Origin of the sequence: Kosakonia cowanii JCM 10956 = DSM 18146, from assembly GCF_001975225.1 — a bacterium.
In the GTDB taxonomy this organism is placed as follows: domain Bacteria; phylum Pseudomonadota; class Gammaproteobacteria; order Enterobacterales; family Enterobacteriaceae; genus Kosakonia; species Kosakonia cowanii.
This window is the reverse complement of the sequence record NZ_CP019445.1, coordinates 3,386,486-3,411,933: the sequence shown is the minus strand read 5'-3', so window position 1 is coordinate 3,411,933 and position 25,448 is coordinate 3,386,486. Positions and strand designations below refer to the sequence as shown.

General features: G+C 58.9%; 22 protein-coding genes and 1 pseudogene. 6 read left to right on the top strand and 17 right to left on the bottom strand.

All coding sequences use genetic code 11. From position 1 onward, the window contains the following. Positions 1-4: 4 nt before the first annotated feature. Positions 5-1,492 carry a SmvA family efflux MFS transporter gene (locus tag BWI95_RS16115; RefSeq protein ID WP_054803975.1) on the bottom strand — a complete coding sequence of 496 codons (1,488 nt, stop codon included), beginning with the start codon at positions 1,490-1,492 and terminating at the stop codon, positions 5-7. 119 nt (positions 1,493-1,611) lie between these two features. Here BWI95_RS16115 and BWI95_RS16110 point away from each other — a divergent pair, with 119 nt between their 5' ends. Further along, positions 1,612-2,187 (top strand): TetR family transcriptional regulator, encoded by a 576-nt coding sequence (locus BWI95_RS16110; protein ID WP_054803976.1) that lies wholly within the window; start codon positions 1,612-1,614, stop codon positions 2,185-2,187. Here BWI95_RS16110 and BWI95_RS16105 read toward each other — a convergent pair. The 4 genes from BWI95_RS16105 to BWI95_RS16090 all read right to left on the bottom strand — a co-directional run bounded on the left by BWI95_RS16105 (position 2,184) and on the right by BWI95_RS16090 (position 6,465). Next, complete coding sequence (locus BWI95_RS16105) at positions 2,184-3,026, bottom strand: arylamine N-acetyltransferase (RefSeq protein WP_054803977.1); 843 nt, start codon at positions 3,024-3,026, stop codon at positions 2,184-2,186. The two genes, BWI95_RS16110 and BWI95_RS16105, sit on opposite strands and share 4 nt — an antisense overlap. 75 nt (positions 3,027-3,101) lie before the next feature. Further along, positions 3,102-4,757, bottom strand: coding sequence for an ABC transporter permease (locus tag BWI95_RS16100; protein WP_076769823.1), 1,656 nt, complete (start codon positions 4,755-4,757; stop codon positions 3,102-3,104). 41 nt (positions 4,758-4,798) lie between these two features. Beyond that, on the bottom strand, positions 4,799-5,767 hold the full coding sequence (locus BWI95_RS16095; protein ID WP_054803978.1) for an ABC transporter substrate-binding protein: 969 nt from the start codon (positions 5,765-5,767) through the stop codon (positions 4,799-4,801). Continuing rightward, the gene (locus tag BWI95_RS16090) at positions 5,764-6,465 is read right to left on the bottom strand and encodes an ABC transporter ATP-binding protein (protein ID WP_054803979.1); all 702 of its coding nucleotides are present in this window, start codon (positions 6,463-6,465) and stop codon (positions 5,764-5,766) included. Before BWI95_RS16090 ends, BWI95_RS16095 begins: the two co-directional genes overlap by 4 nt. A 231-nt stretch (positions 6,466-6,696) precedes the next feature. Between BWI95_RS16090 and BWI95_RS16085 the strand changes: the two genes are divergently transcribed. Next, the gene (locus BWI95_RS16085; RefSeq protein WP_076769822.1) at positions 6,697-8,475 is read left to right on the top strand and encodes a diguanylate cyclase; all 1,779 of its coding nucleotides are present in this window, start codon (positions 6,697-6,699) and stop codon (positions 8,473-8,475) included. A gap of 28 nt (positions 8,476-8,503) precedes the next feature. After that, on the top strand, positions 8,504-9,076 hold the full coding sequence (locus BWI95_RS16080; RefSeq protein ID WP_054803991.1) for a flavin reductase family protein: 573 nt from the start codon (positions 8,504-8,506) through the stop codon (positions 9,074-9,076). Between the two features lie 18 nt (positions 9,077-9,094). Here BWI95_RS16080 and pptA read toward each other — a convergent pair whose 3' ends face one another. From pptA to BWI95_RS16020, 11 genes and pseudogenes are all read right to left on the bottom strand, one after another. Next, complete coding sequence (pptA, locus tag BWI95_RS16075) at positions 9,095-9,325, bottom strand: tautomerase PptA (protein ID WP_023478779.1); 231 nt, start codon at positions 9,323-9,325, stop codon at positions 9,095-9,097. Positions 9,326-9,378: 53 nt separating this feature from the next. Further along, positions 9,379-9,999 carry a glutathione S-transferase family protein gene (locus tag BWI95_RS16070; protein ID WP_054803980.1) on the bottom strand — a complete coding sequence of 207 codons (621 nt, stop codon included), beginning with the start codon at positions 9,997-9,999 and terminating at the stop codon, positions 9,379-9,381. 33 nt (positions 10,000-10,032) lie between these two features. Then, complete coding sequence (locus tag BWI95_RS16065; protein WP_054803981.1) at positions 10,033-10,560, bottom strand: shikimate kinase; 528 nt, start codon at positions 10,558-10,560, stop codon at positions 10,033-10,035. A gap of 4 nt (positions 10,561-10,564) precedes the next feature. Further along, positions 10,565-11,578, bottom strand: coding sequence for a LacI family DNA-binding transcriptional regulator (locus BWI95_RS16060; RefSeq protein WP_076769821.1), 1,014 nt, complete (start codon positions 11,576-11,578; stop codon positions 10,565-10,567). A gap of 285 nt (positions 11,579-11,863) precedes the next feature. Next, the gene (locus BWI95_RS16055; protein ID WP_076769820.1) at positions 11,864-12,757 is read right to left on the bottom strand and encodes a transporter substrate-binding domain-containing protein; all 894 of its coding nucleotides are present in this window, start codon (positions 12,755-12,757) and stop codon (positions 11,864-11,866) included. Positions 12,758-12,766: 9 nt separating this feature from the next. Further along, complete coding sequence (locus BWI95_RS16050) at positions 12,767-13,540, bottom strand: amino acid ABC transporter ATP-binding protein (protein ID WP_023478647.1); 774 nt, start codon at positions 13,538-13,540, stop codon at positions 12,767-12,769. Next, complete coding sequence (locus BWI95_RS16045; RefSeq protein ID WP_054803982.1) at positions 13,524-14,447, bottom strand: amino acid ABC transporter permease; 924 nt, start codon at positions 14,445-14,447, stop codon at positions 13,524-13,526. The genes BWI95_RS16050 and BWI95_RS16045 overlap by 17 nt, the downstream gene beginning before the upstream one ends. A gap of 9 nt (positions 14,448-14,456) precedes the next feature. Beyond that, on the bottom strand, positions 14,457-14,966 hold the full coding sequence (locus BWI95_RS16040; RefSeq protein WP_054803983.1) for a GNAT family N-acetyltransferase: 510 nt from the start codon (positions 14,964-14,966) through the stop codon (positions 14,457-14,459). 10 nt (positions 14,967-14,976) lie between these two features. Continuing rightward, positions 14,977-17,240 (bottom strand): annotated as a pseudogene (locus BWI95_RS23755) (NtaA/DmoA family FMN-dependent monooxygenase). A gap of 64 nt (positions 17,241-17,304) precedes the next feature. Beyond that, on the bottom strand, positions 17,305-18,426 hold the full coding sequence (locus tag BWI95_RS16025) for a M20 peptidase aminoacylase family protein (RefSeq protein ID WP_076769818.1): 1,122 nt from the start codon (positions 18,424-18,426) through the stop codon (positions 17,305-17,307). Further along, on the bottom strand, positions 18,423-19,439 hold the full coding sequence (locus tag BWI95_RS16020) for an MsnO8 family LLM class oxidoreductase (RefSeq protein WP_054803985.1): 1,017 nt from the start codon (positions 19,437-19,439) through the stop codon (positions 18,423-18,425). The genes BWI95_RS16025 and BWI95_RS16020 overlap by 4 nt, the downstream gene beginning before the upstream one ends. A gap of 461 nt (positions 19,440-19,900) precedes the next feature. Here BWI95_RS16020 and ansP point away from each other — a divergent pair, with 461 nt between their 5' ends. The 3 genes from ansP to BWI95_RS16005 all read left to right on the top strand — a co-directional run bounded on the left by ansP (position 19,901) and on the right by BWI95_RS16005 (position 24,730). Beyond that, on the top strand, positions 19,901-21,364 hold the full coding sequence (gene ansP / locus BWI95_RS16015) for an L-asparagine permease (RefSeq protein WP_076769817.1): 1,464 nt from the start codon (positions 19,901-19,903) through the stop codon (positions 21,362-21,364). Positions 21,365-21,678: 314 nt separating this feature from the next. Continuing rightward, complete coding sequence (locus BWI95_RS16010; protein WP_023478645.1) at positions 21,679-22,917, top strand: EAL and HDOD domain-containing protein; 1,239 nt, start codon at positions 21,679-21,681, stop codon at positions 22,915-22,917. 247 nt (positions 22,918-23,164) lie between these two features. Continuing rightward, on the top strand, positions 23,165-24,730 hold the full coding sequence (locus tag BWI95_RS16005) for a methyl-accepting chemotaxis protein (RefSeq protein WP_076769816.1): 1,566 nt from the start codon (positions 23,165-23,167) through the stop codon (positions 24,728-24,730). Positions 24,731-24,902: 172 nt separating this feature from the next. Here the strand turns inward: BWI95_RS16005 and BWI95_RS16000 are convergent, their stop codons facing one another. Next, positions 24,903-25,382, bottom strand: a complete 480-nt coding sequence (locus BWI95_RS16000; protein WP_076769815.1) for a carboxymuconolactone decarboxylase family protein — start codon at positions 25,380-25,382, stop codon at positions 24,903-24,905. Positions 25,383-25,448: the final 66 nt, after the last annotated feature.

The following is a 25,448-nucleotide window of genomic DNA, read 5'->3' as shown; positions in this document are numbered from 1 at the left end:
GGGATCAGCTTTTCTCAACGCGTGCGAGGCTAAACCACATCCCTATTGCCAGAACCACTAACAGCATGCTGGCGGTGCTGAGCGCGACGCTGTGCGAGTGGGTAAATGCCGTTTTCGCTGCGGCAATAATCCCCTCTGCCAGCGCCGGATCGGACTCACGCGCCAGCCGGAACGCTTCGCCGATGGACGATGAGGCCTGTGCCGCCGCCTCGGCGCTCAGCTGCTGTGGCAGGTGGATGGTTGCGGAGAATGTGCGGCTTAAAATCAGGCCGAAGACCGCAATTCCCAGACCCGCGCCCAGCTCATAGGACATGGTTTCAATCGCCCCTGCCGCCGCCGCTTTCTCCTTCGGCGCAGCAGCCATAATGGCCGCCGTCGAGGCCAGCAGCGCGCTGGCGGCGCTAAAGCCGAGCAGCGCCATCAGCACCGCCGCCTGCACCGGCTGGGTCGAGAAGTTGGTCAGCGACAGCCCAAAGAAGCTGATTGCACTGAGCGCCATCCCGCCTGCCGCCACGTAACGCAGCCCCAGTTTTGAGACCAGCACCCCGGCAATCGGGCCACTAAAGCCGCTGGCAATCATCACCGGCAGCATAAATACCCCGGCGGCAAAAGGCGTAAAGCCGTGCACAAATTGCAGCTCCTGCGCCATCAGCAGCTCGAAGCCCACCAGCGTCACCATGGCCATAATTGCCATCAGCGCGCCGCTGAGGATCACACGGTGCGTAAAGAGCCGCATGTCGATCATCGGCCGGCTCGCCGCCAACTGGATGCGCACAAAACCGGTCAGTAACAGGCCGCCAATCAGCAGCGTGCTGGCCACCAGCCACAGCGGCAGCGTCCCTTTCATGGCGGTTTTCGCACTCCACACCAGCAACAGGATGGCGGCAATCAGCGCCAGCGCCTGGTTAAGATGCAGCGGCTGATCGGCACGCCCCTGCTGGCGCGGGACATACCGGGCGGTAAGCGCCATCACCACCAGCACAATCGGCACGTTGATGAGAAATACCGAGCCCCAGTAAAAGTGCTCAAGCAACATACCGCCAATCAGCGGGCCAAATGCCGCACCGCCGGAGCCAATTGCCGCCCAGACGCCGAGCGCGGTGTTGCGATGGTGCGCCTGAGAAAAGGTGGTGCGGATCCCGGCAAGCGTCGCGGGCACAATCATCGCCGCGCCGACGGCGAGCAGCGCACGGGTGGCAATCAGCCAGCCTGCGGTGGGAGCAAATGCCGCCAGCAGCGACGCGCCGCCGAACAAACCGCTGCCAATCAGCAGCAGGCGCTTAAAGCCGATTTTGTCGCCCAGCGCGCCCATCGGCAGCACCATCCCTGCCATCACCAGCGAATAGATATCGATGATCCAGAGCAGCTCATTCCCGCTGGCATCCAGCGCGGTGCTGAGCGTCGGCGCGGCAACATGCAGCACCGTCGCATCAATCGCCACCGGAATATAAACCAGCACAATGATGACCAACGTTAACCACTGACGAAACATAACTTCTTCCTCTTTTATCCGTTCTGGACGCCTGTCCAGAAATGCGATCCTACGGATTGTTGAACACATGTCCAGCTTTTTGTTACACTCCGCGGCACGTTTTAAGGGGAAAATATTTCATGAGCTATTTAAATCGGGACGATCGCCGGGAAGTGATCCTGCAGGCCGCCATGCGTGTCGCGCTGGCGGAGGGCTTTTCCGCGATGACGGTTCGCCGCATCGCCAGTGAAGCCGGGGTGGCCACGGGCCAGGTGCACCACCATTTCATCTCGTCAAACGAACTCAAATCGCAGGCCTTTATTCGGCTGATCGATGAACTGCTGGAGGTTGAACTGGTGCCGGAAACCGCGCCGTGGCGCGAGCAGCTATTTGCCATGCTCGGCAGCGATGAAGGCGGGCTGGAGCCCTATATTCATCTGTGGCGCGAAGCGCTGCTGCTGGCGAGTAAAGATCCGGAAATCAAAGGCGCCTATCTGCTGACCATGGAGATGTGGCACGTCAAAGTCGTCAGGCTTATCGAACAGGGCGTGGCGGCAGGCGAATTTACCCTGCATGATCCGGCGGCGGATATCGCCTGGCGGCTGATTGCGATGGTCTGCGGCATGGACGGGATTTGCATCCTCGGCATGCCAGATGTCGATGAATCAGCCTTCAAACGCCATCTGGCACGGATGATTGAGAAAGAGCTCTGCTAGCGCTTGCCGCTTTGCAGATCAAAGCCGTCCATCACGGTTTGCAGCTGTTGCAGGGTAAAGCCCGACTGCGCATCGCTCACCCCCAGCCCGAAGCGCTGCTGTAGCGTCTCATACAGCGCGGCAACATCGGGCAGATGCGTCTCCTCCACCACTTTGCCCTGCTGCCAGTGGGTAAAGTGGAAGTTGGTGAGGGTCATTTTACCGCCGTCCGGCAGATGGCGGCACATCAACAGATGGTGACGAAAATGGGAAGTCGGCCAGTGTGCGGAGTGGAAGTTGCCCAGTACGTAATCCGCCTGGTACTGCTCCCCCATCTCAAACTGATACATCGTCTGCCAGTGCTCATGATGGCGGAACTGCAACTGCCAGTTTTCACCCGCGCGCAACAAGCGATATAGACCGTGCGGCGTCGCTTGCTCAATCTCCTCCTGCAGGCGGATTGGCGCCGTCAGGCTCTGACCACCGAAGCCGACATCGGCGATCCACGGCTCCCCGTTGAGCTGCACCAGCAGCAGGCGATGGGTGCGCGGCGGCATCTGCTCCGGGTTGGCGAGCAGTACGCGCGCCAGCAGGCTGCGCACCTCAAACCCCATCTCGCGCAGCGCGCGTTCAAAAAGGCCGTTCTGCTCAAAACAGTAGCCGCCGCGCCTGCCGACGACCAGCTTGGCGAAAATCGCCTCATCGCTGAGATCGATTTCACGCGGCAACACCACGTCGATGTTTTCGAACGGGATCGCGGCGTTATGGTGCAGATGCACGGCGCGTAAGGTTTCAAGGGTGGCATCCGGCGTGTGATGCCAGTCGATGCGATCCAGATAAGCGCTTAAAAACGGGGTCATACAGGCTCCTTGCGTGTGATGTCCTTTGGTTATAACCCATATTTTTTCCGCCACTGGCGTTTTCGTGCCCTCACTTTATCCCTTTGTGCTGCGCTGCATGATGGCCAGCGCCGTCAGCATCAAGCCCAGCCCGGTAATCAGCGTCAGGGTCGCCATCGCCATCCCCTGACCCACCGAACCCTGCTCAAACTGCCGCCAGATAAAGACCGCCACGGTTTGCGTGCCCGCAGGCGACAGCAGCAGCGAGGTGACCAGTTCGCGTGAGGCGATGGCGAAAACCATTAACATCGAGGCGAGCATCGCCGGGAAAATCAGCGGCAGCACAATAAAGCGCAGCGCCTGAAACGCGCTGGCACCATGCACCCGCGCAGCCGGTTCAAGGTTACCGCCCAGCTGGCGCATGGCGCTGCCGATGTAGCGCACCGGCCAGGGCAGTAACAAACAGCAGTAGGAGAGCAGCAAAATCGCCCACGTGTTATAGGGTGAAACCGGCCAGAACGCGCGGTTCCACAGCAGGATCAACCCGACCCCGACCACCACCCCCGGCAGCGCGGCGGGCATAAGCGACAGCGCATCGATAAGCGCGCGCCCTTTTATCCTCTGCATCACCACCAGCCACGCGGCGCATAACCCGAGCAGGCCGGTAATTAGCGCCGCCGCAAACGCGAGGGAAACGCTGGTGCCGAGCGCAGGCAGCGCATCACCGCGCTGGGCAAAGAGTGCCGCAAAGTGAGCGCCTGTGAGATTGTCCCACGCCAGCCCGCCAGAAAGTGTGGCGCTAAAACCGGTCACCGCCATCGACAGCCCCGGCAACACCACCGCGATAAAACCGATCATCGCCATCACCGCCACCACTGGTGCGGTAAACAGTCCCAGTTTCGCGCCAACGTGCGCGGCGGGTTTGCCGGAGACGCTGGTGACATCGGTGCCGCCGGTCAGTTTGCGTTGCAGCGCCCAGCCGCCGAGCGCAACCGCAATCAGCATCAGCGACAGCAGCGAAGCGCCGGGCAGATCGATCGGCCAGTCGGCGAGCTTTTCCTCGATGCCGACCGTCAGCATCACCACCCCGGAGCGGGTGCCCAGCGCCGCCGGCACGCCATACTCCTCAATCGCCAGCGTGAAGGCCAGCAGCATCCCCGCCGCCAATGCGGGTGACAGCAGCGGCAAAGTGATGTGGTAAAACGCCCGCCACGGTGTGGCGCCATGCACCCGCGCGACCAGCGCCAGCCGCTGACCGCTGGCAAGCAGGCTGCGCGAGACGGCGAAATAGATCACCGGGAAGATATTGAGCGTCATCACCAGCACAATGCCGCTTTTGCTGAACAGCAGATTATTGAGATCCAGCCCGGTGAGCTGCATCAGGTAGCCCTGGGTTTGCAGCACCAGCATCCACGACAGTGCGGCAATGTAGGGCGGCGTCAGAAACGGGATCAGAAACAGCAGATCCCACAGCTTCGGGCACGGCAGATCGAACAGCCCACGCGCGACGCCCAACGGCAGGCCAATCAAAGCGCTAAGCAGCGCCACACCAAAGGCGATTTGCAGCGTGCCGCTGAACATCGCCGGCAGCTGCGGCTCGGCGAGCAGGTGCGGGATCGCCGAAAAGGGGTCGCGCAGCGAGCCTGCGCTGAAGTGGGGAAAGAGTGCCTGTAACACAATAAAGAGTAACGGCAGCGCCACCAGTATCACCAGCAGCGCCGTGGTTATCCGGGCGATAACGGTCTGATTCACGGCAAGGGATCCTGAAAGCGGGGTTGCCCCCGCAGTGGGTTTTACTGGGCAAACAGCGTGTTGAAGCGCTTGAGGATCTCGCCGCGCTCACTGCCGGTGTCGCTCTGAGTCGGCAGCAGTTTCAGCTCGCTTAACAGCGGACGTTTAGCGGCAACATCGGTACGGGCAGGCATCAGCCAGGCGTCGGCGACCATTTTCTGCCCTTCCGGTGACAGCACATAGTCGATAAAGGCTTTCGCCTCCTGCTCATGCTGGGTAGATTTGAGGATCATCATCGGGCGCGGCGCAATCACCGTGCCGCTGGCCGGGAAAATGACCTTCAGCGATTCGCCCTGCGCGATATTGCCATAGGTGACGTAATCCACCGCGCCGAAGACTGCCGCTTTTGCCCCCTGCATCACCGGCGTCACCGCCTGCGCGTTCGGCCCGCTCACCACCATGCCGTTCTTTTTCAGAGCGTCAAAAAGCTGCCAGGCGTTATTGCCCATGCCATTTTGCAGCCCGATCAGCAGATCGAGCGATGCGCCGGAGAGCGCCGGGTCGGGCGTGGTGACTTTATCCTTGAACGCAGGCGCGGTGAGATCGCGCCACTCTTTCGGCTCCGGCGTGCCGCTTTTGCTGTTCCAGACAATGCCAAGCGCCGAAATGCCCTGCGCCACATAGTCCGCACTTTTCAGCGTCTCCGGCACTTTTTCGGCATTAGCGCTGGTAAACGGCAGCAGCCAGCCGCGCTTATGCAGATCCTCTGCCGTTTCCCACGAGGCGGAGATCAAAATATCCGCCTGCGGATTGGCCTGCTCCGCCTCCAGGCGCGCCATCACTTTGCCGGTGGTGGCCTGGAAGATATTCACTTTTACCCCGCTCTGCTGCTCGAAGCCGCTGGCGAGGTTTTTCGCCAGCGATCCCGGCCCGGCGGTGTAAACCGTCAGCGCATGCGCGCTGGAGATGATCATCGATGACAGCGCCATAGCGAGGGCGACTCCTTTTTTCACAGACAGTAAACCTTTCATGCAGATTCCCCTGAGGTTGACGTAACGGTGCGAACAGACTCCACCTCGCCAGAGGCGAGATGAACAATGCGGTCGGCGAGCAGCTCTGCTTCACGGCGATCGTGTGTGACATAGACGGCGGTGGTGCCAAGCTGGCGCAACAGGCGCGCCATCTCATGGCACAACGCTTCGCGCAGCGCGGTATCGAGATTGGAGAGCGGCTCATCAAACAGCAGCACGCCCGGCTCGGCGACAATGGCCCGCGCCAGCGCAACGCGCTGCTGCTGGCCGCCAGAGAGCCCGGCGGGTTTGCGCTCGGCGAAATCCGCCAGCCCGACGCGCGTCAGCGCCTGCATTACTCGTGCGTCACGCTCGCCGCGCGGCACAGCGCGCATCTTCAGCGGAAAGGCGACGTTTTGCGCCACGCTCATGTGCGGCCACAGCGCGTAATCCTGGAACACCATGCCGATGTCGCGCGCTTCGGGCGGCAACGACCAGCCCGCCTTCGCCACACAGCGATCGCCAAACCAGATGTCGCCACCGGCCGGTTGCGCCAACCCCGCCAGCAGGCGCAGCAGCGTACTTTTGCCGCAGCCGGAGGGGCCGAGCAGCGCGACGATGGTGCCCGCGGGGATGGCTAAGTCGATTCGATTGAGAACGGTGTGCGCGCCGAAAGCGTACGAAACGCCTTGCAGCCGGATGTCAGTGAATGCGCTCATCGACGCCCTCCTGTTTCAGGAAGCCGTGCGAAACCCGCGGTCTGCATCCGCAGGGCGCATCCACCTGAGCAGAAGTCAGGGGAGCAAACATCTTGTTATCCTCTTTGGGATTTGATTGCGGCTGACTATAGGCAGGGAGTGTGACGGTGAAATGACACTTATATGGCGCCTTGATTTTTAAGGAATGTCTACACTGAAAAGAACGCTGTTTTTAACCTAAAAGGGATGCCCGTGCGGATCGCCACGATAACCAATTTTGCCTATATCGCCACGGTGGTGTTAACGCTCAGCTCCGGCGTCGCGCTATTTCTGGCCTCCAGCGCGGAACACAATGAGCGCGAGGCGGTGACGCAAAGCCGCCTCTTCGACACCCTTACCGATGCGCTGGAAAAAGAGGCCTGGGCGTTAAGCGAGCTGGTGCGCGAAGCGGTGATCAAAAAACAGCCGGAAATCCTCCAGAGCTGGAAGACCCGCGCGGAACAGGATATTGATCTGGAGAATCATCTCGCCGCGCTGCGGGATAATGGTGCCTCCGATGAGGAGTTGCTTATTCTGCGCGACGGTCTCTCAACCCTCGATCAACTGGAAGATGAGCAGCGGATCGCCATCAGCGACGTTGAGGCGGGAAAGACCGATGAGGCGATGAACCTGCTCTTTAGCACCAGCTATGAAGAGCGCCTTTCAGAAACCGAATATCGCTTCGCGCACTTTCGCAGCCTGATCGATCAGCGCACGCAAAGCGCTATTGCGAACGCCACTGACCTCTCCCTGCGCCTGCGCACCCTCTCTGAGATCATGGTCGGCCTGACCGCCCTGCTGTTTCTGTTTGTGCTCGGTTTTATTATTAAACACCGCATCCTGCGCCCGGTGGTAACGCTGAGCGACGTGGTGAACCGGCTGGCGACGCAGGATTACAACGTCGAGGCGCCGGTGCTGGCGCAGGTCGATGAGATTGGCGATATGGCGCAGGCAATCCGCATTTTTCGTGAGAACGGGCTGGCCCGCCAGCGCCTCGAGCTGGAGCGCGATGCCGAATGGGCGACGCGCACCCTGCTGGCGCGCATGACCCAGCGCTTGCAGGGGTGCGACTCTTTGCAGGCGATTGTGCGGGTGGTGAGCCGTTTTGCGCCGCAAATCATTCCCGATATGGGCGCGCGGCTCTATCTGCTGGACAGCAACGCTAATCGCATGAAGTGTGTCGCCCGCTGGGCGCTGCCGCCCGGTGAAGATTCCCCTTTCGCGCCGGACAGCTGCTGGGCGCTGAAGCGCGGCCAGCTGCACAGCCCCGGTAACGGTGACGTTGATATGCCCTGCGATCACATCGTGCCCGAGATCGCCGCCCGGGCTATCTGCGTGCCGCTGAATGCCCAGAACAAAAGTATCGGCCTGCTGACCTTTGATAACTACACGCCGGGCAAAGAGCCGCCCTATATCTATCTTGAATTGCTGGCGGAAACCCTCGCGCTGGCGTTAGCCAACCAGATGCTGCGCGATACGCTCACCGAAAAAGCGACCTATGATTCCCTGACCGGCCTGCGTAACCGCCACAGCCTTGAAGAGACGCTGCGCAATATGATCGATCAGGCGATGGTCGACAATACGCTGCTGAGCTGCCTGATGCTGGATGTCGACTACTTCAAAAAACTCAACGACCTGCACGGACATGACGCAGGCGATAAAGTGCTGCGCGAGCTGTCGCGCATTATTACCGACACGCTCGGCGAGTGCGGCGTCGCCTTCCGCTACGGCGGCGAGGAGTTTTTGCTGATCCTGCCGGGGAAGAGCGAAACGGAAGCGAAAATGCTCGCCGAGCGGCTGCTAAATACCATACTTAAACACCCGATGCGTTACGAGTCGCAGGATATCGGCCCGGTGTCGGTCTCCATCGGTCTCGCCACCTGGCCGCGCCACGCCAGGGCTGATAACCTGGTGCGTGCCGCCGACCTCGCGCTCTATATGGCGAAGGAGCAAGGCCGCGGGCAGATTGTGGTTGCCCGCCACGCCGGGTAGTTGCGGAAATTTTGCTAAAGGAGAGGTTATGAGCCATTTTCGTCCGGTGGCGTTAGAGCACGCCAGCCGCCTGTTAAACCACGGCCCGACCGTGATGATCACCAGCCGCGATGAGCAGATCGACCGCCGCAATGTGATGAGCGCCGCCTGGTCGATGCCGGTCGAGTTTTCACCGCCGCGCATCGCCATCGTGGTCGATAAAAGCACCTGGTCGCGCGAGCTGATTGAGCGCAGCGGTATGTTCGGCATTGTCATTCCCGGCGTTGCCGCCGCCAACTGGACCTACGCCGTGGGCAGCATTACCGGGCGCGATGAGGATAAGTTCAACTGTTATGGCATTCCGGCGATTGCCGGGCCGGTGCTGGGCCTGCCGGTGGTGGAAGAGAAGTGTCTGGCGTGGATGGAGTGTCGCCTGCTGCAGCCGACCGCCGCGCAGGAGAAATATGACACGCTGTTTGGCGAAGTGGTCTCTGCCGCCGCCGATGAGCGCGCTTTTGTGCAGGGGCGCTGGCAGTTTGATGATGATCAGTTGAACACTATCCACCATCTCGGCGGCGGTACCTTTGTCGCCAGTGGCAAAAGGATGATTGCCGGGCAGTAAGGCCTGCCCGGCCAGCCGTTACATACTGTAGCCGGGCTTTTTAATCAGCTTTTCCATCTGCGGCGCAATCTCTTTATCCCAGGCGTTCACCTGCCACTCTTCCGGGGCGATCTCGGTGAGCGCCACGCTGATGGAACTCTCTTTGCTGTTGAGATGGCGAATAATCACCTCGGTGATATCCGCCGCCAGCGCACTCTTCTGCTCATCGTTCAGATCGCGGGGGAAACATTTGATATCGATATGCGGCATGGTCTGCTCCTTTTTTTAATAAAAAATGACGATAACACAGCGGGCAACGTGCGCTAGCCGATAATGTCGTTGCGCCGCAGCACCGCCTCTAGTTTTGGCAACGCGCAGACGGCATCGGCAATGGCATTCATCTTCGGCGTGTTGCTGGCAAACCACGCCTGCCGTGGCCCCCAGCTCCGCATTACGCAGAGATAGATGTCCAGCAGCGTAAGCAGTTCACCGAAGGCGTAAGGGGCGGCTTGCAGCTGGCTCTCCAGCCACAGATAGAGGGTTTTGCGATAAGCGATGCAGCTCTCTTTCAACTGCTCCGCCGCGTCCGGCGCCCAGCGCTCCGGGTAATCAGCATAGGTAAAGGTCGGGTAGACATTCGCCACCAGCCATATCAGCAGCCGCCAGAACTGCTGGCGCTCCGACGTCCCTTCTGGCGGAGCCAAATCAGGACGACTGTCGAGGATCATCAGCGCCACGGCAGCGGATTCGGTCATCACACTGCCATCTTCCAGTTGCAGCGTAGGCACCTGGCAGAGCGGGTTGAGCTTGCGCAGCATCTCCTGCTGCGGGCCGGGCTGGTCAAAGCCTTTAACATCGTGAAACTGATAAGGGATATCAGCCAGCGTAAGCATCGCTTCGCTGATGGCCGATCCAAAGCCGGGTACGCCATAAACGGTGATCATAGGGTTACCTCGCACGTCACAAGAGGCTTAAGCTTAGGTCAGAGTGGCGAGAAATTCGTCAGCCTGCGGTGGCGAGGTCAGGCGCACAAAGCGCAGGTGCTGATAGCGCGGATCGGCCATATCACGCGCGTAACGCTCGCGGTTGCTGCGCCAGGTCTTGATGGTCCAGAGAATGATCGACTCGCGGCTCAGGAAGGAGCGGCGAAAACTTTCGCAGTTGCCGGTGCCGGGCCACAGCTCCTGTTTGTGCGACGCGCGTTTTATCGCCCGCAATACCGCCTGGCGCAGGGTGCGCCAGAAGCCGTAATCGATCCAGATAATCAGATCGACGTTGCGCCATTTGATGTCGCGGCTACGGTTATAGTTGCCGTCCAGCACCCAGCCCGGCTGTTGCAGGAGCTGCTCGAGTTTCGCGTAGAGCTCTTCGTCCGGTGTCCCCTGCCAGTTGGGCCGCCAGTAGAGGGTGTCCATATCGATATAAGGGACGTCAAGCTGGCGCGCGAGACGCTTACCCAGCGTCGATTTGCCGCTGCCGCTGGTGCCAATAATGTTGATTCTCATCTTTTTACGCCGATTCCCGCTCAGTCAGGTGAAAGCCAATATCGATAATCTGCTCGCCGTCGCTACGTCCCTCGATGCGATTAGCCAGCAGTGTCGCCGCCCGCGCGCCGATAGCGTAACGATCAAGAGCAACCGTGGTGATGGCGGGCACATTTGCTGCGGCAAAATCGAGATCGCCAAAGCCCATTACCGCCACATCCTGCGGCACGCGCAGCCCGCGCGCCTGAAGCTCGCTAATCGCCCCCTGCGCAAGGATGTCGGAGCCGCAGATAATCACATCTAGTTCTGTTGTTTCCAGCAGCTGCGCTGCCCCCGCCCGACCATCAGCAAAGCGGGCAGGCAGTTGCGACTCAACATAAGGTGCGTCGGTAATGCCGTGTCGCGCCAGCCCTTCGTACAGCCCGTTTTTACGCTGCGCAGCCGTTCTCTCTGTCGTCCATAACAGCCCCGGCCGCCGGTATCCTTTGCCGAGCAGATACTCTGCCGTCGCCAGGCCCGCTTTCTCATGGGAGAAGCCGACCAGCATGTCGATGGGCGTTGGCGTGATATCCCACGTCTCCACCACCGGCACGCTGGCGTTGAAGATGATCTTTTTCAGGTCATTAGCGTGGTGGATGCCGGTGAGCATAATGCCGTCCGGGCGGCGCGACATCAGGGTCGATACCAGCTCGGTTTCCGTTTGCGGCGTGTAACCGGCGCTGCACAGCAGCATCTGATAACCGCGTTGCGAGAGCGTTTCACCCATTGCCTGAAGCGTATCGGCAAACAGCGGATCGTTGAGGTGGGGCACCAGCACGGCAATCAGTTTGCTGCGCCGTGAGGCCAGCCCACCGGCCAACGCGTTGGGAATGTAGCCCGTCGCTTTGACGGCGGCGAGCACCTTTTTCACGGTTTCCGACCGTACCTGGTCCGGTGTGTTAAGCGCCCGACTGACGGTCATGGAGGAGAGCCCGGCGGCGCGGGCGACGTCATCCAGCGTCGGCGCGCGGGAGATAACAGCACGAGAAGGTCTTGCCATCTTCACTCACAGAGCCCGCAGAGGCGTTAGCATTGGCTACGTTATATTTTGTAGTATAACTATAACTCCAATCAATACCTCTGTTCACTTTTAAATCAGTGCATTACCTCACCGTTTTGCTTAAAAAATGTTAGCGCTAACATTAAATAACACACCAGTTACCGCTTAGCTGATACCCTCCTGACAGACATTTTTGCAGCCGATCGCATTTTCACTTTTTGTACAAGTTTGGTGCACTAAACAAGCTGCAAAAGCCCACCATAATCATGTTAGCGCTATCATTTTTTACCAGTTCACCCCCGGCGGATTGACCTGCGAAGTGTCAACCCCTTCGCCCTGCTCACCCCAGCGCGCCAGCACCTGTTGATACTCGCCGCGCGCGATGGCGCCGTTGATCGCCGCCTGCAAAGCCAGCACCAGGCCGTTACCCTTTTTGCTGGTGGTCGCCACCCAGGTTTTCTTCGGCCCCAGCCCGACCACTTTTGTTGTGCCATTCAGCGCCGCTTTATATGCCGCGACCGACTGCGGGCCAAACACCACGTCCGCGCGCCCGGACTGAATATACAAATTGCCGGAGGCATCATCCGTCAGGTAGATCGGTTTTGCCGGCTCGCGCCCGGCAGCGCGGTTCTCCTCATTCCAGCGCAGCAAGATCCGCTCCTGGTTGGTGCCGGAGCCAACAATCACTCTGCGCCCGACCAGGTCGGCTGGGCCGCTAATCGCGTTTATCGGGCTGGTGGCTTTCACTGAAAAAGCGAGTGAGTCGGCGCGATAAGTGGCGAAGTCAAACTTCTGCTTACGCGCCTCGGTGACGGCAATATTGACCAGCGCCACATCGTAGCGCCCGGAGGTGATGCCGAGCGGCCAGTCCTCCCAGGCGGTCGGTACCAGTTTCAGTTTGAGACCAAGACTGCTCGCCAGCAGCCTGGCGATATCCGGATCGCTGCCAACACGCGTGCGGTTATCGCTCGCCAGTAAAGCCAGCGGCGGTGAGTTAAGCGCGGAGATGGCAACCGTCAGCGTGCCCGGCTCGACAAAACGGTAATTCGCCGGGATTTTAGCGATTGCCTCCTCATCCCGCGTCGCCACAATCGGCTGCTCGTTGGCACGCAGATCGATCTGCCCGGCCACAACCGGGCCTGCGCTGCACAATATCAGCGCCAGTAATGCCTTTTTCATACGCACTCCCTACAGCACTTTGGAGAGAAACTGGCGCGTGCGGGCGTGCTGCGGCTGATTCAGCACCGCCTCACTACTCCCCTGCTCCACAATTTTGCCATCGACCATAAACACCACCTGGTCGGCGACCTCGCGGGCAAAACCGATCTCATGGGTCACCACCACCAGCGTCGATCCGGCCCGCGCCAGCTTTTTGATCACATCCAGCACCTCACCCACCAGTTCCGGATCGAGCGCGGAGGTCGGCTCATCAAACAGCATCACGCGCGGGCGCAGCGAGAGCGCACGGGCGATGGCGATACGCTGCTGCTGGCCGCCGGAGAGATGACGCGACCAGGCATCGGCTTTGTTACGCAGCCCGACCACATCCAGCAGTTCAAAAGCCTGCTCGACCGCCGCTTTACGGCTCAGCTTTTTATGGGCAATCGGCGCTTCAATCAGATTCTCCAGCACCGTCAGGTGCGGAAAGAGATTGAAGTTCTGAAACACGTACCCGACGTTGACCCGCTGGCGCAGGATCTCCTTCTCTTTCAGCTCGTAGAGTTTGTCCCCCTGCTGGCGGTAGCCGATGTACTCGCCGTCGATACGGATAAAGCCCTCGTCGACGCGCTCAAGGTGATTAATGGTGCGCAGCAACGTCGACTTGCCGGAGCCGGAGGGGCCGAGGATCACCGTCACCGTGCCGGGCGGGATCTCCAGCGACACATTATCCAGCGCTTTATGGCGGCCAAAATATTTGCTGACGCCGCTAATCGAGATATGGCCTTCAGGAGAGATGGGCATGAGCAGGCTCCGTGGCGTGGGTGGTGTGCGTCGTCGCCGCTGCGCGGTAAACGGACGGATTGATAGCCGAGCGGCGTTCACTGCGCGCCAGCCAGCGTTCAACCAGATACTGGATCGCCGACAACACGCTGGTGATCACCAGATACCAGGCGGCGCCAACCATCAACAGCGGGATCACCTCCTGGGTGCGGTTGTAGATCATCTGGATGGTGTAAAAAAGCTCCGGCATCGCCAGCACGTAAACCATCGCCGTGCCTTTGGCGAGGCTGATAATTTCATTGAATCCCGAAGGCAAAATGGTGCGCAGCGCCTGCGGCAAAATAATGCGCACCGTGCGCCGCCAGGCGGGAAGCCCAAGCGCGGCAGCGGCTTCATACTGACCGTGATCGACGCCAAGAAAACCGCCGCGAATGATCTCTGCGGTATAGGCGCTCTGCACCAGCGTCAGCCCGACTACCGCCGTGGCGAACTGGCCGAGCACATTAATCGTCTCGTAGCGCGCCCACTCAATTCCGGTAAAGGGGATGCCGATGGCGAGCGAGTCATAGAGGTAGGAGAAGTTATACAAAATGATCAGCACCACAATCAGCGGCAGCGAGCGGAACAGCCAGATATAGCCCCAGGCGAGGCTGCTCAGCAGCCACGACGAGGAGAGCCTCGCCAGCGCCAGCAGCCCGCCGAGAAGGACGCTCAACACCGTGCCGACCAGCGTCAGCAGCAGCGTTTGCCCTAATCCTTCGAGGATCACCGGGTCGAAAAACCAGCGGGCAAAGACGCCCCACTCCCAGCGCGGATTGAAAGCCACGGACTGGATCACCGCCGCCAGCACAAACAGCGCGACGATGGCCCCCACGGTGCGCAGCGGGTAGCGGGCCGGCACCACTTTGATTGTTTCGGTACTTTTCATGGTCGCTCCTCAGGCGGTTTTGCTCAGACGGGCCGATGACAGCGCTTTGCTGAAGCGCAGCCGGCCATCAAACGGCGGCAGGCTGTACTCTTCCGTATCGCGCGTCAGGTCGAAGTGCGGCTGATAGCCCTGGCTCAGGTAGAGCCGTACCGCTTCTGGCTGGCGAAAGCCGGTAGTCAGGTAGATCTGGCTATAACCGGCAAGCTCGGCGCGGCGCTCCAGCTCCTGCACTACGCGCGCCGCCAGCCCCTGCTGGCGCAGCGAGGCGTCGGTCCAGATGCGTTTGATTTCGGCAGTGCGCTGATCAAAAGGTTTGTAAGCGCCGGTGGCGATGATCTTTCCGTCGCGCTCCAGCACGATAAACAGCCCCTGCGGCGGTAAATACCACTCGCTCAGCTCCACTTCGGCGTCGCGGGAGAAGTAGTCCCCGTAGCGGGCGGCATACTCGGCAAACAGCCCGGCGAGGATCGGTTGCAGCTCGTCGGTGTCGGGCGAGACATCGCGGAAACGTTCGTTCATCCTCTGCTCCTTAATCGCCAAGGCCTGGCGGGTTAATTTCTGATTGCGCGATACGCTCTACCCCTTCGCCCCAGCGGTTGAGCACCTTGTCGTAATCGCCCCTCGCCATCGCACCATTCAGCGCGCTCTGTACCGCCGGTGCCAGGCCGTTGCCTTTACGCAACGTCACGGCAATATGCGCCGCTTTTGGCCAGCCGCCGTCGACGCTACCCACCAGCCGGGTTTTGCCGGTCAGCGCCGCTTTCCAGGCACCAATCACATTGGGGCCAAAGAAGGCATCCGCGCGACCGGATTGCAGCGCCAGCGTCTGCGCAGCGTCATCTTTGGTGTAGACCGGCGTAAAGGGTTCAAGCCCCTTCTTCAGGTTTTCCGCGTTCCAGGCCAGCAGGATCGCCTCCTGATTGGTGCCGGAGCCAACAATGATGCGCAGCCCGGCGATATCCGCCGCCTGCTGAATCTGTTTGATGGGGCTTGCGGTTTTGACATAAAAACCGAGGGAGTCTTTGCGATAGGTAGCGAAATCAAACTTCGCTTTGCGCGCCTGGGTGACGGTGATATTGCTGATCGCGGCATCATATTTGCCGGAGGCCACGCCCAGCGGCCAGTCCTCCCAGGAGGTCGGCACCACATTCAGTTCAAGCCCGAGGCTGTCGGCCACCAGCCGGGCGATATCCACTTCGCTGCCGAGCAGGGTTTTGTTATCGGCGGCAAACACCGTCAGCGGCGGCGAGTTAAGCGCAGCAACCGCCACGGTGAATTTACCCGGCTGCACAAAGCGGTACCCTTGCGGCAGCTGGCTTACCGCCTGCGGGTTTTTCGCCGTATGGATCGGCGTGGAGTTGGCCTCAAGGCTAACGCCGGTGCCGTTGATGGTCACCTCGCTGGCCTGCGCCAGCGGCGTCAATGCAAGCGTTGCCGCCAGTAAAAGGGTGCGTCTCTGCATAGCGTTCTCTTCTTCTATTGTGTTGACCGGGGATGTGCGGGCAGCGCCAGGCCTAAACTTTCGCGCAGGGTTGTGCCGGGGTAGTCGGTGCGGAACAGACCGCGCGCTTGCAGGATCGGCACCACTTTTTCGACGAAGCGCGGGAAGGTATCCGGCGTGCCGCCCTGGATGATGAACCCGTCGGCGGCATGGCTCTCAAACCACGCCTGCAACCCGTCAGCCACCTGTTCAGCGGTACCGGAAAAACGCGGGCGCGGCGAGGCGCTCTCCAGTGCCACCTGGCGCAGCGTCAGCTGGCGTTCGCGGGCGTTGCGTTTGATCTCATCAGTGGTGCTGCGAAAGCTGTTCTGCCCTAAATCGCCAATCTCCGGGAAGGGTTCGTCGAGCGGGTACTGGCTAAAGTCGTGGTGCTCGAAGTAGCGCCCGAGGTAGTTGAGCGCATCATTAATGGAGACCAGCGCGGCGGTGGTTTGATACTGCTGCTCGGCATCCGCTTCGCTATCGCCGACAATCACGCTGACGCCCTGGAAAATGTGCAGCTCGTCATGACGCCGCCCGTGCTGTTCCAGCTGCTGCTTCACGTCGCGGTAGAAGGCCTGTGCCTCCGCTAACGTTTCATGGTGAGTAAAAATGGCATCGGCATGGCGTGCCGCCAGTTTTTTGCCATCCTCCGAGGCGCCCGCCTGGAAAATAATCGGCCTGCCCTGCGGCGTGCGGCCAATGTTCAGCGGGCCTGCAACCTGGAAAAAGTCGCCGTGGTGGTTGAGGGTGTGCAGTTTTGCCGGGTCGAAAAATTGCCCGCTGGCTTTATCACGAATAAAGGCGTCCTCCTCCCAGGAGTCCCACAACCCTTTCACCACATTGAGATACTCATCGGCAATGCGGTAACGCAAGGCGTGATCCGGGTGCTTTTCACGGGAGAAGTTTTTCGCCGATCCCTCCAGCGGTGAGGTGACGACGTTCCAGCCTGCCCGGCCATGGCTCAGGTGATCGAGGCTGGCGAACTGCCGTGCCACGGTAAAGGGTTCGCTATAGGAGGTTGAGAGCGTGCCCACCAGACCAAGGTGCCGGGTGACGCTTGCCAGCGCCGACAACACCGTCAACGGTTCAAAGCGATTTAAGAAGTGCGGGATCGATTTTTCATTGATATATAAGCCGTCAGCGACAAATAAGAAATCGAGTTTTCCCTGCTCAGCGATACGCGCCGTCTCCTGCACAAAGTCAAAATTAATACTGGCGTCGGCGACCGCCGCAGGATGTCGCCAGGCGGACATATTTCCCGATGCGCCATGCAAGATAGTGCCAAGCCGCAATTGTCGTGCTGTAGACATACTCCCTCCGGAATTCAGGCAACAGGTGGCCCGGAGCCACCGCCCCAGGTCATTTAAAGGTTTGTTAAGGGTGCTGTAAGGCTTTTTCTGCCAGGCGGGCAAAGTAGCGCGCCGCCTCATCAATCAGCTCTTCATCAGGATTAAACGCGGGATGATGCAGACCGTACGGGCTGTCGCTGCCGATACTGACAAACGCGCCGGGTATCTGCTGGAGATAGACGGCGAAATCCTCCCCGCCCATATGCAGATCCGCCTCTGCGGTACGGTATCCGTGTTCGTTGGCGACCTCGCGGGCGAAGTCTGCCCACTGCGGGTGATTGACCAGCGCATCCGGGCCGTCGAACCAGGTCACGGCGATAGCGGCATCGAAGGCCTGCGCCAGCCCGGCGGCGATCGCCTCAACGCGTTTTTTCACCTGCGCGCGAATAGCCGCATCGTGGGTGCGCAGGGTTCCCTCCAGCTCGACATGCTCTGGCAGCACGTTCCAGGTATTGCCGCCCTGAATACGCGTCACGCTTAGCACCACCGATTCGAGGGTGTTGACGTTGCGGCTGGCGATACTTTGCAGCGCCACAACCAGCTGGCTGGCGAGCAGAATGGCGTCGTTGCCCTCATGTGGCCGCGCCGCGTGCGCCCCTTTGCCGCTCACCTTCAGACTGAAGCGATCGACATTGGCGTAAAACGCGCCGCCGCGGGTGGCAAATGCGCCGACCGGCAGGCCCGGCTCGTTGTGCATGCCAAATATCGCGCTCACACTCTCGAGCGCACCGGCCTTAATCAGCCGTTTCGCGCCGCCAAAATTCTCTTCCGCTGGCTGAAACAGGATGCGCACCCTGCCCGGCAGGTGCTGCTCACGCTCCTTTAACAGCAAAGCCGCGCCGAGCATGACGCTGGTATGAATATCGTGCCCGCAGGCGTGCATCACACCGGGATTGCGCGAGGCAAACGGCGATTCAACCGCCTCCTCAATCGGTAACGCATCGATATCGGCGCGCAGCGCGATCACCTTCTCGCCGCTTCCGACCTCCGCGACCACTCCGGTCGGCAGATCGAGCGGCAACAGGCGCAGCCCGGCATGCTCCAGCCAGTGGCGAATGCGCCGCGTGGTTTCAAACTCCTGGAGCGAAAGCTCCGGGTACTGATGCAGCTCGCGCCGCCACGCAATTAACTGTTCGGTAAAGCTCATCCCGCCACCTCCTGTAGGGTTTGCGTCTGCGCGACCGCCTGCGCCAGCAGCAGGAGCGAGGTTAAGCGCGCGCGTCCTTCCGCCACCGGCGTGTCGATAATAAATTCGTCAATGCCAAACTGCTGATGCAGCCCATCCAACCCGGCGCGCACCTTTTCTGGCGTGCCGGCGATGATGGCGCTTTCGCGCCGTGCAATACGCACTGCCGGGCTGCCAGCCTGGCGGGCAAAGGCCTGCCCCTGCGCTTCACTCGCGACGCTCACTTTTTGCCCGTTCGCCAGCTCAACGCCCCACACTTCAACCTGCTGCGCCAGCGTGTCAGCCTGCGCCTGGGTTTCTGCCACAATCACCTGCACGGCAACCAGCGTGTCGCGGCGGCTTAGCTGCTGCCATCTCGTGACAACGTCACGCAAAAGGGTTTTGTCGCCGTTGAGATGCGCGGCGTAGACAAAGTGCCAGTCGAGGGATGCCGCAAGCGTTGCGCTCTCAAGGCTGGCACCGAGCAGGAAACGCTCCGCCTGCACTGGCGCAAGCGGCGTCGCCACTAAGGATTCATCCGCGCTTTCGTCCGGGGTCAGCGACAGCCAGTTATCCAGTTGCGCCAGCTGATCGGCAAAACGCCCCTTCTCTTCGGGATTCACCCCCTGCTGCAACGCGCGGGTGGAGAGCGGTAAACCGCCGGGGGCTTTGCCCACCCCCAGGTCGACACGCCCCGGAGCAAGGTTCGCCAGCAGGTTAAAATTCTCCGCCACTTTGTAGGGGCTGTAGTGTTGCAGCATCACGCCGCCGGAGCCGACGCGGATGCGCCGCGTCTGGCCGAGTATCCAGGCGATCAGCAGCTCTGGCGACGGGCTCGCCAGCTGTGAAGTGTTGTGGTGTTCAGCTATCCAGAAGCGGTGATAGCCCCAGTTTTCCGCCTGCTGCGCCAGTTGCAGCGTGCGCAGGAGCGCGTCCTGCGCGGTTTCATGCTCCGCGATGGGGCTTTTGTCCAGCAAACTCAGTCGGTAAGACATGGCACGCTCTCGTGTCAGAGAAGATGGACCAATACTGGAGCGCGCGGAATCTGCTGTGAAACAATTAATTTACATTTGGTAAGCAAAAAATTCGCAAAGTCAGCGTTGCCAGGCGCTAAAGCTATTTGTTCTGCAAATGAATGATGACAAATGCAGGTGCGGACTGGGTAAAACACCGTTCTATGGTTGTGGTTTTTTCTGTTGCATTTTTCACCATCCTGAATCATTTCCTCTGCTTGATGGAGTTGACTTCACAATTTCGACTAATAGTGTGCTGTTTACGGCTGGGTATGTTTTGCGTCAGTAAACGATTGCGGTTACGATGCTGCGCCATGTTTTCCCTTATCCATACACAGAAACAATGGAAAGAGAGAACGTGTAGCCGACGGTGCAAATCGTGTGGTTTTTGTGCTGCGGCTTGAGACATTCCGCAAGGTCAGACAGGTCAACAGGGTAATGCAATGAAAACAGAGAACAACAACACCACGGAGCATCACGCGGCGAAACGTCGCTGGCTGAACTCTCATGAAGAGGGCTACAGCCGGGCGATGGGTAACCGCCATGTACAAATGATCGCCATCGGCGGCGCAATCGGTACCGGTCTTTTCCTCGGTGCCGGCGCGCGACTGCAAATGGCCGGGCCATCACTGGCTATCGTCTATCTCGTTTGCGGTATCTTCTCGTTCTTTATTCTGCGTGCGCTGGGCGAACTGGTGTTACACCGCCCTTCCAGCGGCAGCTTCGTCTCTTACGCCCGTGAGTTCCTCGGTGAAAAAGCCGCCTATGTCGCCGGCTGGATGTACTTCATCAACTGGGCGATGACCGGCATTGTCGATATCACCGCCGTCGCGCTTTATATGCACTATTGGGGTGCTTTTGGCGACGTGCCGCAGTGGGTCTTCGCCCTCGGCGCGCTGGCGATTGTTGGCACCATGAACATGATCGGCGTGAAGTGGTTCGCCGAGATGGAGTTCTGGTTTGCGCTGCTGAAAGTGCTGGCGATTGTGCTGTTTCTGGTGGTGGGGACGGTTTTCCTCGGCACCGGCAAACCGCTTGATGGCAACAGCACCGGCTTCCATTTGATTACCGATAACGGCGGCTTCTTCCCCCACGGCATGATGGCCGCACTGGTGCTGGTGCAGGGCGTGGTATTCGCCTTCGCCTCTATTGAGCTGGTCGGTACCGCCGCAGGCGAATGTAAAGAGCCGAAGACCATGGTGCCGAAAGCGATCAACAGCGTGATCTGGCGTATCGGCCTGTTCTACGTTGGCTCGGTGGTGCTGCTGGTGTTGCTGCTGCCGTGGAACGCTTACCAGGCGGGACAAAGCCCGTTCGTCACCTTCTTCTCGAAGCTTGGCGTGCCATATATTGGCGACGTGATGAATATCGTGGTGTTGACCGCCGCGCTCTCCAGCCTCAACTCCGGCCTCTACAGCACCGGGCGTATTTTGCGCTCGATGTCGATGGGCGGTTCCGCACCGAAGTTTATGTCGAAGATGAGCCGCCAGCAGGTGCCGTATGCCGGTATTCTGGCGACAATCTGCGTCTACATTGTGGGTGTGTTCCTGAACTACCTGGTGCCGTCGCAGGTGTTTGAGATTGTGCTTAACGTCGCGTCGCTGGGCATTATCGCTTCGTGGGGCTTTATCGTGGTGTGCCAGATGCGCCTGCGCAAAGCGATCCGCGAAGGCAAAGCAGAAGATGTCAGCTTCAAGATGCCCGGTGCGCCGGTGACCTCCTGGCTGACGCTGCTGTTCCTGCTCAGCGTGCTGGTGCTGATGGCGTTCGACTATCCGAACGGTACCTTCACTATCGGCTCTATTCCGCTGATCGCCGTTCTGCTGATTGCTGGCTGGTTTGGCGTGCGTAAGCGCGTGAACGAAGTGCATGCCACCGCGCCGGCTGAACAGACGCCGCGTACTTAATTCCGCGCCTTTGGCGCTGCGCCATGCCGGACAGCGATTTTGACTGTCACGCAGGCGCAGCGCCTGTTTTATCCCCTGCCTCGCTTACGCTTTCCTGCATATTTGCCGTTTTTTACAGCGTGATGCTGCTACTTTGAGCGGTTACGCTTAAGAATATCCTCATTACCTGTACACTTACCGCTTTGCTGGCCTATATTTTTAGCGCTAAAGGTCACTTTTTTAGTATCAGGCGCACGCTTCAGCTATTCAGGGTGTGTTATAAGCTTATATATTTGTAATACTTATACAAAAGTACACGGTGTACGGGGTGGTGAATGTTTTCTTTTGTGGCCAGACAGGCGATCTTTGATAACCAACTGAACACCGTCGGTTACGAACTGCTGTTCCGCAATAGCATGGATAACCGTTTTCCGGAGATCTCTGCCGAGCAAGCCACGACCCAACTGATCGAAGAGCAGTTTCTCAGTGCGCCTGTCGGACGTAAGAACGATCTGACGACGGTATATGTCAATTTCCCCTACCAGTTACTGATTGACGGCCTTGCCGAAACGCTGCCGAAAAACCGCGTGGTGATCGAAGTCCTTGAAGATGCGCAGCCGGACAAGCAACTGCTGGAGACGGTAAAACGCCTGCAGAACCTCGGCTTTCGCGTCGCCCTTGACGATTTCGCACCCGGCAACCAATGGGACGCTTTCCTGCCCTATATCGATGTGATTAAGTTTGATATCAGACGAAGCTCACTGGAAGAGATTGACGCCTGGGTCAACGCCAACCGCGATGCGCTGCGCCACGCGGTGCTGCTGGCGGAGAAAGTGGAAACCTATGAGGAGTTCGAAGCCTATAAGAAACTGGGTTTTCGCCTCTTCCAGGGCTATTTCTTCAGCAAACCGGTGGTCTCTAAGCGCAACAAGCTGGTGCAGAACCGCGCCTTCGCACTGCGGTTGATGCAGGAAGTAAACGTCGAGTCGCCGAACTTAAACCGCATTGAAGAGCTGTTGAAACGCGATGTCTCCCTCTCGTTTAAGATCATGCGCTATGCGCAGAACATCTTATATAACACACGCGGGATCAGCGGTTTTCGTAACCAGTCCTTACGCGACATTGTGGTTTACCTCGGCATCAACGAGATGCGCCGTTTTGTACTGGTGGCCTGTCTTACGTCGTTTGAGCACGTGACCAATACCGAGATCTACTATCTGAGCCTGATCCGCGCCAAGTTTTGCGAACTGGTGGCGGCGCGCACTTCCAGCAATAATGTCGCCAATGACGCTTTCCTGGTGGGGCTCTTCTCCCTGCTGGATGTGATCCTCGGCCTGCCGCTTGAGGAGCTGATGGAGCAGATCTCCGTCTCGCCGGATGTGGCAACAGCGCTGGAAAAAGAGAGCGGAGAACTCTACCCCTATGTTCACCTCGCCCGCGTCTATGAACAGCGTTTATGGGATGAGACCAGCGCGATCGCAAACAAGATTGGCCTGCCTTACTCCGCAGTATCAGAATTAATGACGCAAGCCACCAAGTGGGCAGATGAGCTGCCGCTGAGTCTTAAAGGTTAATTATTCGCGCACGTCAGGCGTGCGCAAATAATATTTATCGCTTTAAGTGAAATATTATTTCAATTAATTAACACAGCTTCCCGATATTATTTAACACTCCCTCTCCCCTTAAATAAAACCAATGCCGCCTGTGAGATATTTGCCCAAATATCAGTGCGATATGTGATACAGATCGACTTTTAACCTCAATCTTTCTACGGTTTCTGCCGTTATTACTAGTACCACTCTTTTTTAAAACTTCAGGATCATGAAAAAAATTGCGCACGCGACGGTATTAACGAAACTGCTCGTTGGTTTCTCTATTCTTATTGTGATGATGTTAATTGTTGGCATCGTCTCTATTTATCAGCTTAACGGCAGCAAACAACAAATTGATAAATTCCGCCAGCAGCGTATGCCCGGCATTCGCTACACCCTTGAGATGCGCGGTGTGTTAGCGGAAATGCGCTTACAGCAGGTGCAGTACATCGCTTCGACAACCCCCGCTTCCCTCGATCAGCATCGTAATGAACTGCTGCAAAACCAGGAGACGTTCCTCAATGCCCAGCGGCAGTACGCAAAAATCTCTGCCGATGCAACGCCGGAGATGAACGCGCTGTTTGTTACGGTGGTTGATAACTTCAAAAACTTCATCGACGTCAACGCGAAAGTGATTGAGGCGATGAACCACGGCGACGCGGCAGAAGCGGCGAAGATCAGCGGCGTGGTGTCGGCGAAATACCGCACGCAGTTGATGAAAGACCTGGCGACGCTGGTCGATATGGAAGTGGCTATCGGCGATCGGATGGGCGAAACGACGCAGGATAATTACAACCACGCGCTCTATGTGCTGATCGGCTTACTGCTACTGGCGCTGATTACCACAGGCGTGAGCGCCCTCTTTATTTCGCGCAGCCTGGCACGGCAACTGGGCGGCGAGCCGGATTATGCGATGTCGATTATGCAGGCGGTGGCCGCTGGCAAGCTGGAGACGGCAGTCGATTTACGTGAAGGTGATAACAACAGTCTGCTGGCAACGATTAAATATATGAACAGCCAGCTGGCGGAGATTATTCGCGGCATTATTGATGGCAGCGAATCGATCTCCCATGCTGCCGGTGAGATCGCCGAGGGTAATAATGACTTGTCGCAGCGCACCGAGGAGCAGGCGGCTTCGCTGGTGCAGACGTCATCCAACATGCAGCAGATCACGGAAAACGTGAAGAGTAATGCGGAGAACGCCCGTAAAGCGAGCGAGCTGGCGCGCCAGACCTCTGCAACCGCGCTCAAAGGCGGCAAAGAGGTTAACGATATGCTGACGCGCATGCATGAGATCTCTGACAGTTCGCAGAAGATTGTCGACATTATTTCGGTAATTGAGGGGATCGCGTTTCAGACCAATATTCTGGCGCTCAACGCCGCTGTGGAAGCGGCGCGCGCCGGTGAACAGGGCAAAGGGTTTGCGGTGGTCGCTGGCGAAGTACGTAACCTGGCGCAGAAGAGCGCCGATGCGGCAAAAGAGATTAAGCAGTTGATTGAGGGGACGGTGGAAAAAATCACCGACGGTTCACGTTTTGCCGATACCGCCAGCCGTGCGATGGAGGAGATTGTCTCGTCGGTGAATAAGGTGACGGAAATTGTCGCCGATATTTCCGCCGCTTCAACCGAGCAGCACCAGGGGATTAAAGAGATCAGCGTCGCCATCGATCAAATGGACCAGGTGACCCAGCAGAACGCCACGCTGGTGGAACAGGCCGCGGTGGCCGCGCAGTCAATGACGGAGCAGAGCGAGGCGCTGCGCAACTCGGTGCGTTTCTTCCAGCTGGCGCATTAATGGTTTTTTGACGTCGGAAAGCGATGTCCCTGCCCGGTTCAGCCATGAGCCGGGCTATATTGCCGGATGGCGCTGCGCTTATCCGGCCTACGAAAGTGCACCGATTTTGCATTGGTATCGGATTGTGTTGCCGGATGGCGCTGGCGCTTATCCGGCCTACGAAACCGCACGACTATTCGAGATTCGCGCGATCGAGGCCGTAGGCTTTATCGAGCGCGCCCGGCGCAGTTTGCGAGACGATCATCAAACGGTTCCAGGTGTTGATAATCGAGATAGCAAACGCCAGCTCTGATAACGCCACTTCATCAAAATGTTCACGCGCCGCGTCATAAATAGCATCGCTTACCCCTTCAGCACCGGGCCGGGTCAGGGCTTCGGTCAACGCCAGCGCCGCCTTCTCTTTCGCGGTGAATAACGGCGATTCGCGCCAGATGGCGACATGATGCAACCGCAGCTCCCGCTCGCCCAGAATTCGTGCCTGTTTAATGTGCATATCCAGACAGAAGGCGCAGCCGTTTAGCTGCGAAGTACGAATATCCACCAGATTTTTTAACGTGCTATCCAGACCGCTGTGGTGCGAGGCCTGGCTGGCATCGGAAAGGGCTTTGATCAGGTCAGGAACGCGCTGGAAGAGATTGATGCGGGTGCTCATATTATTTGCCTCGTTTAATGTTTCAACGGGGGCTATATTACGCGTCAATGTCGCAGGAGAAAGATG

Bases quoted from the DNA above. Each gene is read 5' to 3' on its own strand.
- BWI95_RS16110 (WP_054803976.1), top strand. From the start codon at position 1,612: ATGAGCTATTTAAATCGGGACGATCGCCGGGAAGTGATCCTGCAGGCC.
- BWI95_RS16115 (WP_054803975.1), bottom strand. From the start codon at position 1,492: ATGTTTCGTCAGTGGTTAACGTTGGTCATCATTGTGCTGGTTTATATT.
- BWI95_RS16040 (WP_054803983.1), bottom strand. From the start codon at position 14,966: ATGAACGAACGTTTCCGCGATGTCTCGCCCGACACCGACGAGCTGCAA.
- BWI95_RS16105 (WP_054803977.1), bottom strand. From the start codon at position 3,026: ATGACCCCGTTTTTAAGCGCTTATCTGGATCGCATCGACTGGCATCAC.
- BWI95_RS16080 (WP_054803991.1), top strand. From the start codon at position 8,504: ATGAGCCATTTTCGTCCGGTGGCGTTAGAGCACGCCAGCCGCCTGTTA.
- BWI95_RS16020 (WP_054803985.1), bottom strand. From the start codon at position 19,439: ATGTCTTACCGACTGAGTTTGCTGGACAAAAGCCCCATCGCGGAGCAT.
- BWI95_RS16005 (WP_076769816.1), top strand. From the start codon at position 23,165: ATGAAAAAAATTGCGCACGCGACGGTATTAACGAAACTGCTCGTTGGT.
- BWI95_RS16010 (WP_023478645.1), top strand. From the start codon at position 21,679: ATGTTTTCTTTTGTGGCCAGACAGGCGATCTTTGATAACCAACTGAAC.
- BWI95_RS16095 (WP_054803978.1), bottom strand. From the start codon at position 5,767: ATGAAAGGTTTACTGTCTGTGAAAAAAGGAGTCGCCCTCGCTATGGCG.
- BWI95_RS16090 (WP_054803979.1), bottom strand. From the start codon at position 6,465: ATGAGCGCATTCACTGACATCCGGCTGCAAGGCGTTTCGTACGCTTTC.
- BWI95_RS16065 (WP_054803981.1), bottom strand. From the start codon at position 10,560: ATGAGAATCAACATTATTGGCACCAGCGGCAGCGGCAAATCGACGCTG.
- pptA (WP_023478779.1), bottom strand. From the start codon at position 9,325: ATGCCGCATATCGATATCAAATGTTTCCCCCGCGATCTGAACGATGAG.
- BWI95_RS16050 (WP_023478647.1), bottom strand. From the start codon at position 13,540: ATGCCCATCTCTCCTGAAGGCCATATCTCGATTAGCGGCGTCAGCAAA.
- BWI95_RS16055 (WP_076769820.1), bottom strand. From the start codon at position 12,757: ATGAAAAAGGCATTACTGGCGCTGATATTGTGCAGCGCAGGCCCGGTT.
- BWI95_RS16045 (WP_054803982.1), bottom strand. From the start codon at position 14,447: ATGAAAAGTACCGAAACAATCAAAGTGGTGCCGGCCCGCTACCCGCTG.
- ansP (WP_076769817.1), top strand. From the start codon at position 19,901: ATGAAAACAGAGAACAACAACACCACGGAGCATCACGCGGCGAAACGT.
- BWI95_RS16060 (WP_076769821.1), bottom strand. From the start codon at position 11,578: ATGGCAAGACCTTCTCGTGCTGTTATCTCCCGCGCGCCGACGCTGGAT.
- BWI95_RS16000 (WP_076769815.1), bottom strand. From the start codon at position 25,382: ATGAGCACCCGCATCAATCTCTTCCAGCGCGTTCCTGACCTGATCAAA.
- BWI95_RS16025 (WP_076769818.1), bottom strand. From the start codon at position 18,426: ATGAGCTTTACCGAACAGTTAATTGCGTGGCGGCGCGAGCTGCATCAG.
- BWI95_RS16070 (WP_054803980.1), bottom strand. From the start codon at position 9,999: ATGATCACCGTTTATGGCGTACCCGGCTTTGGATCGGCCATCAGCGAA.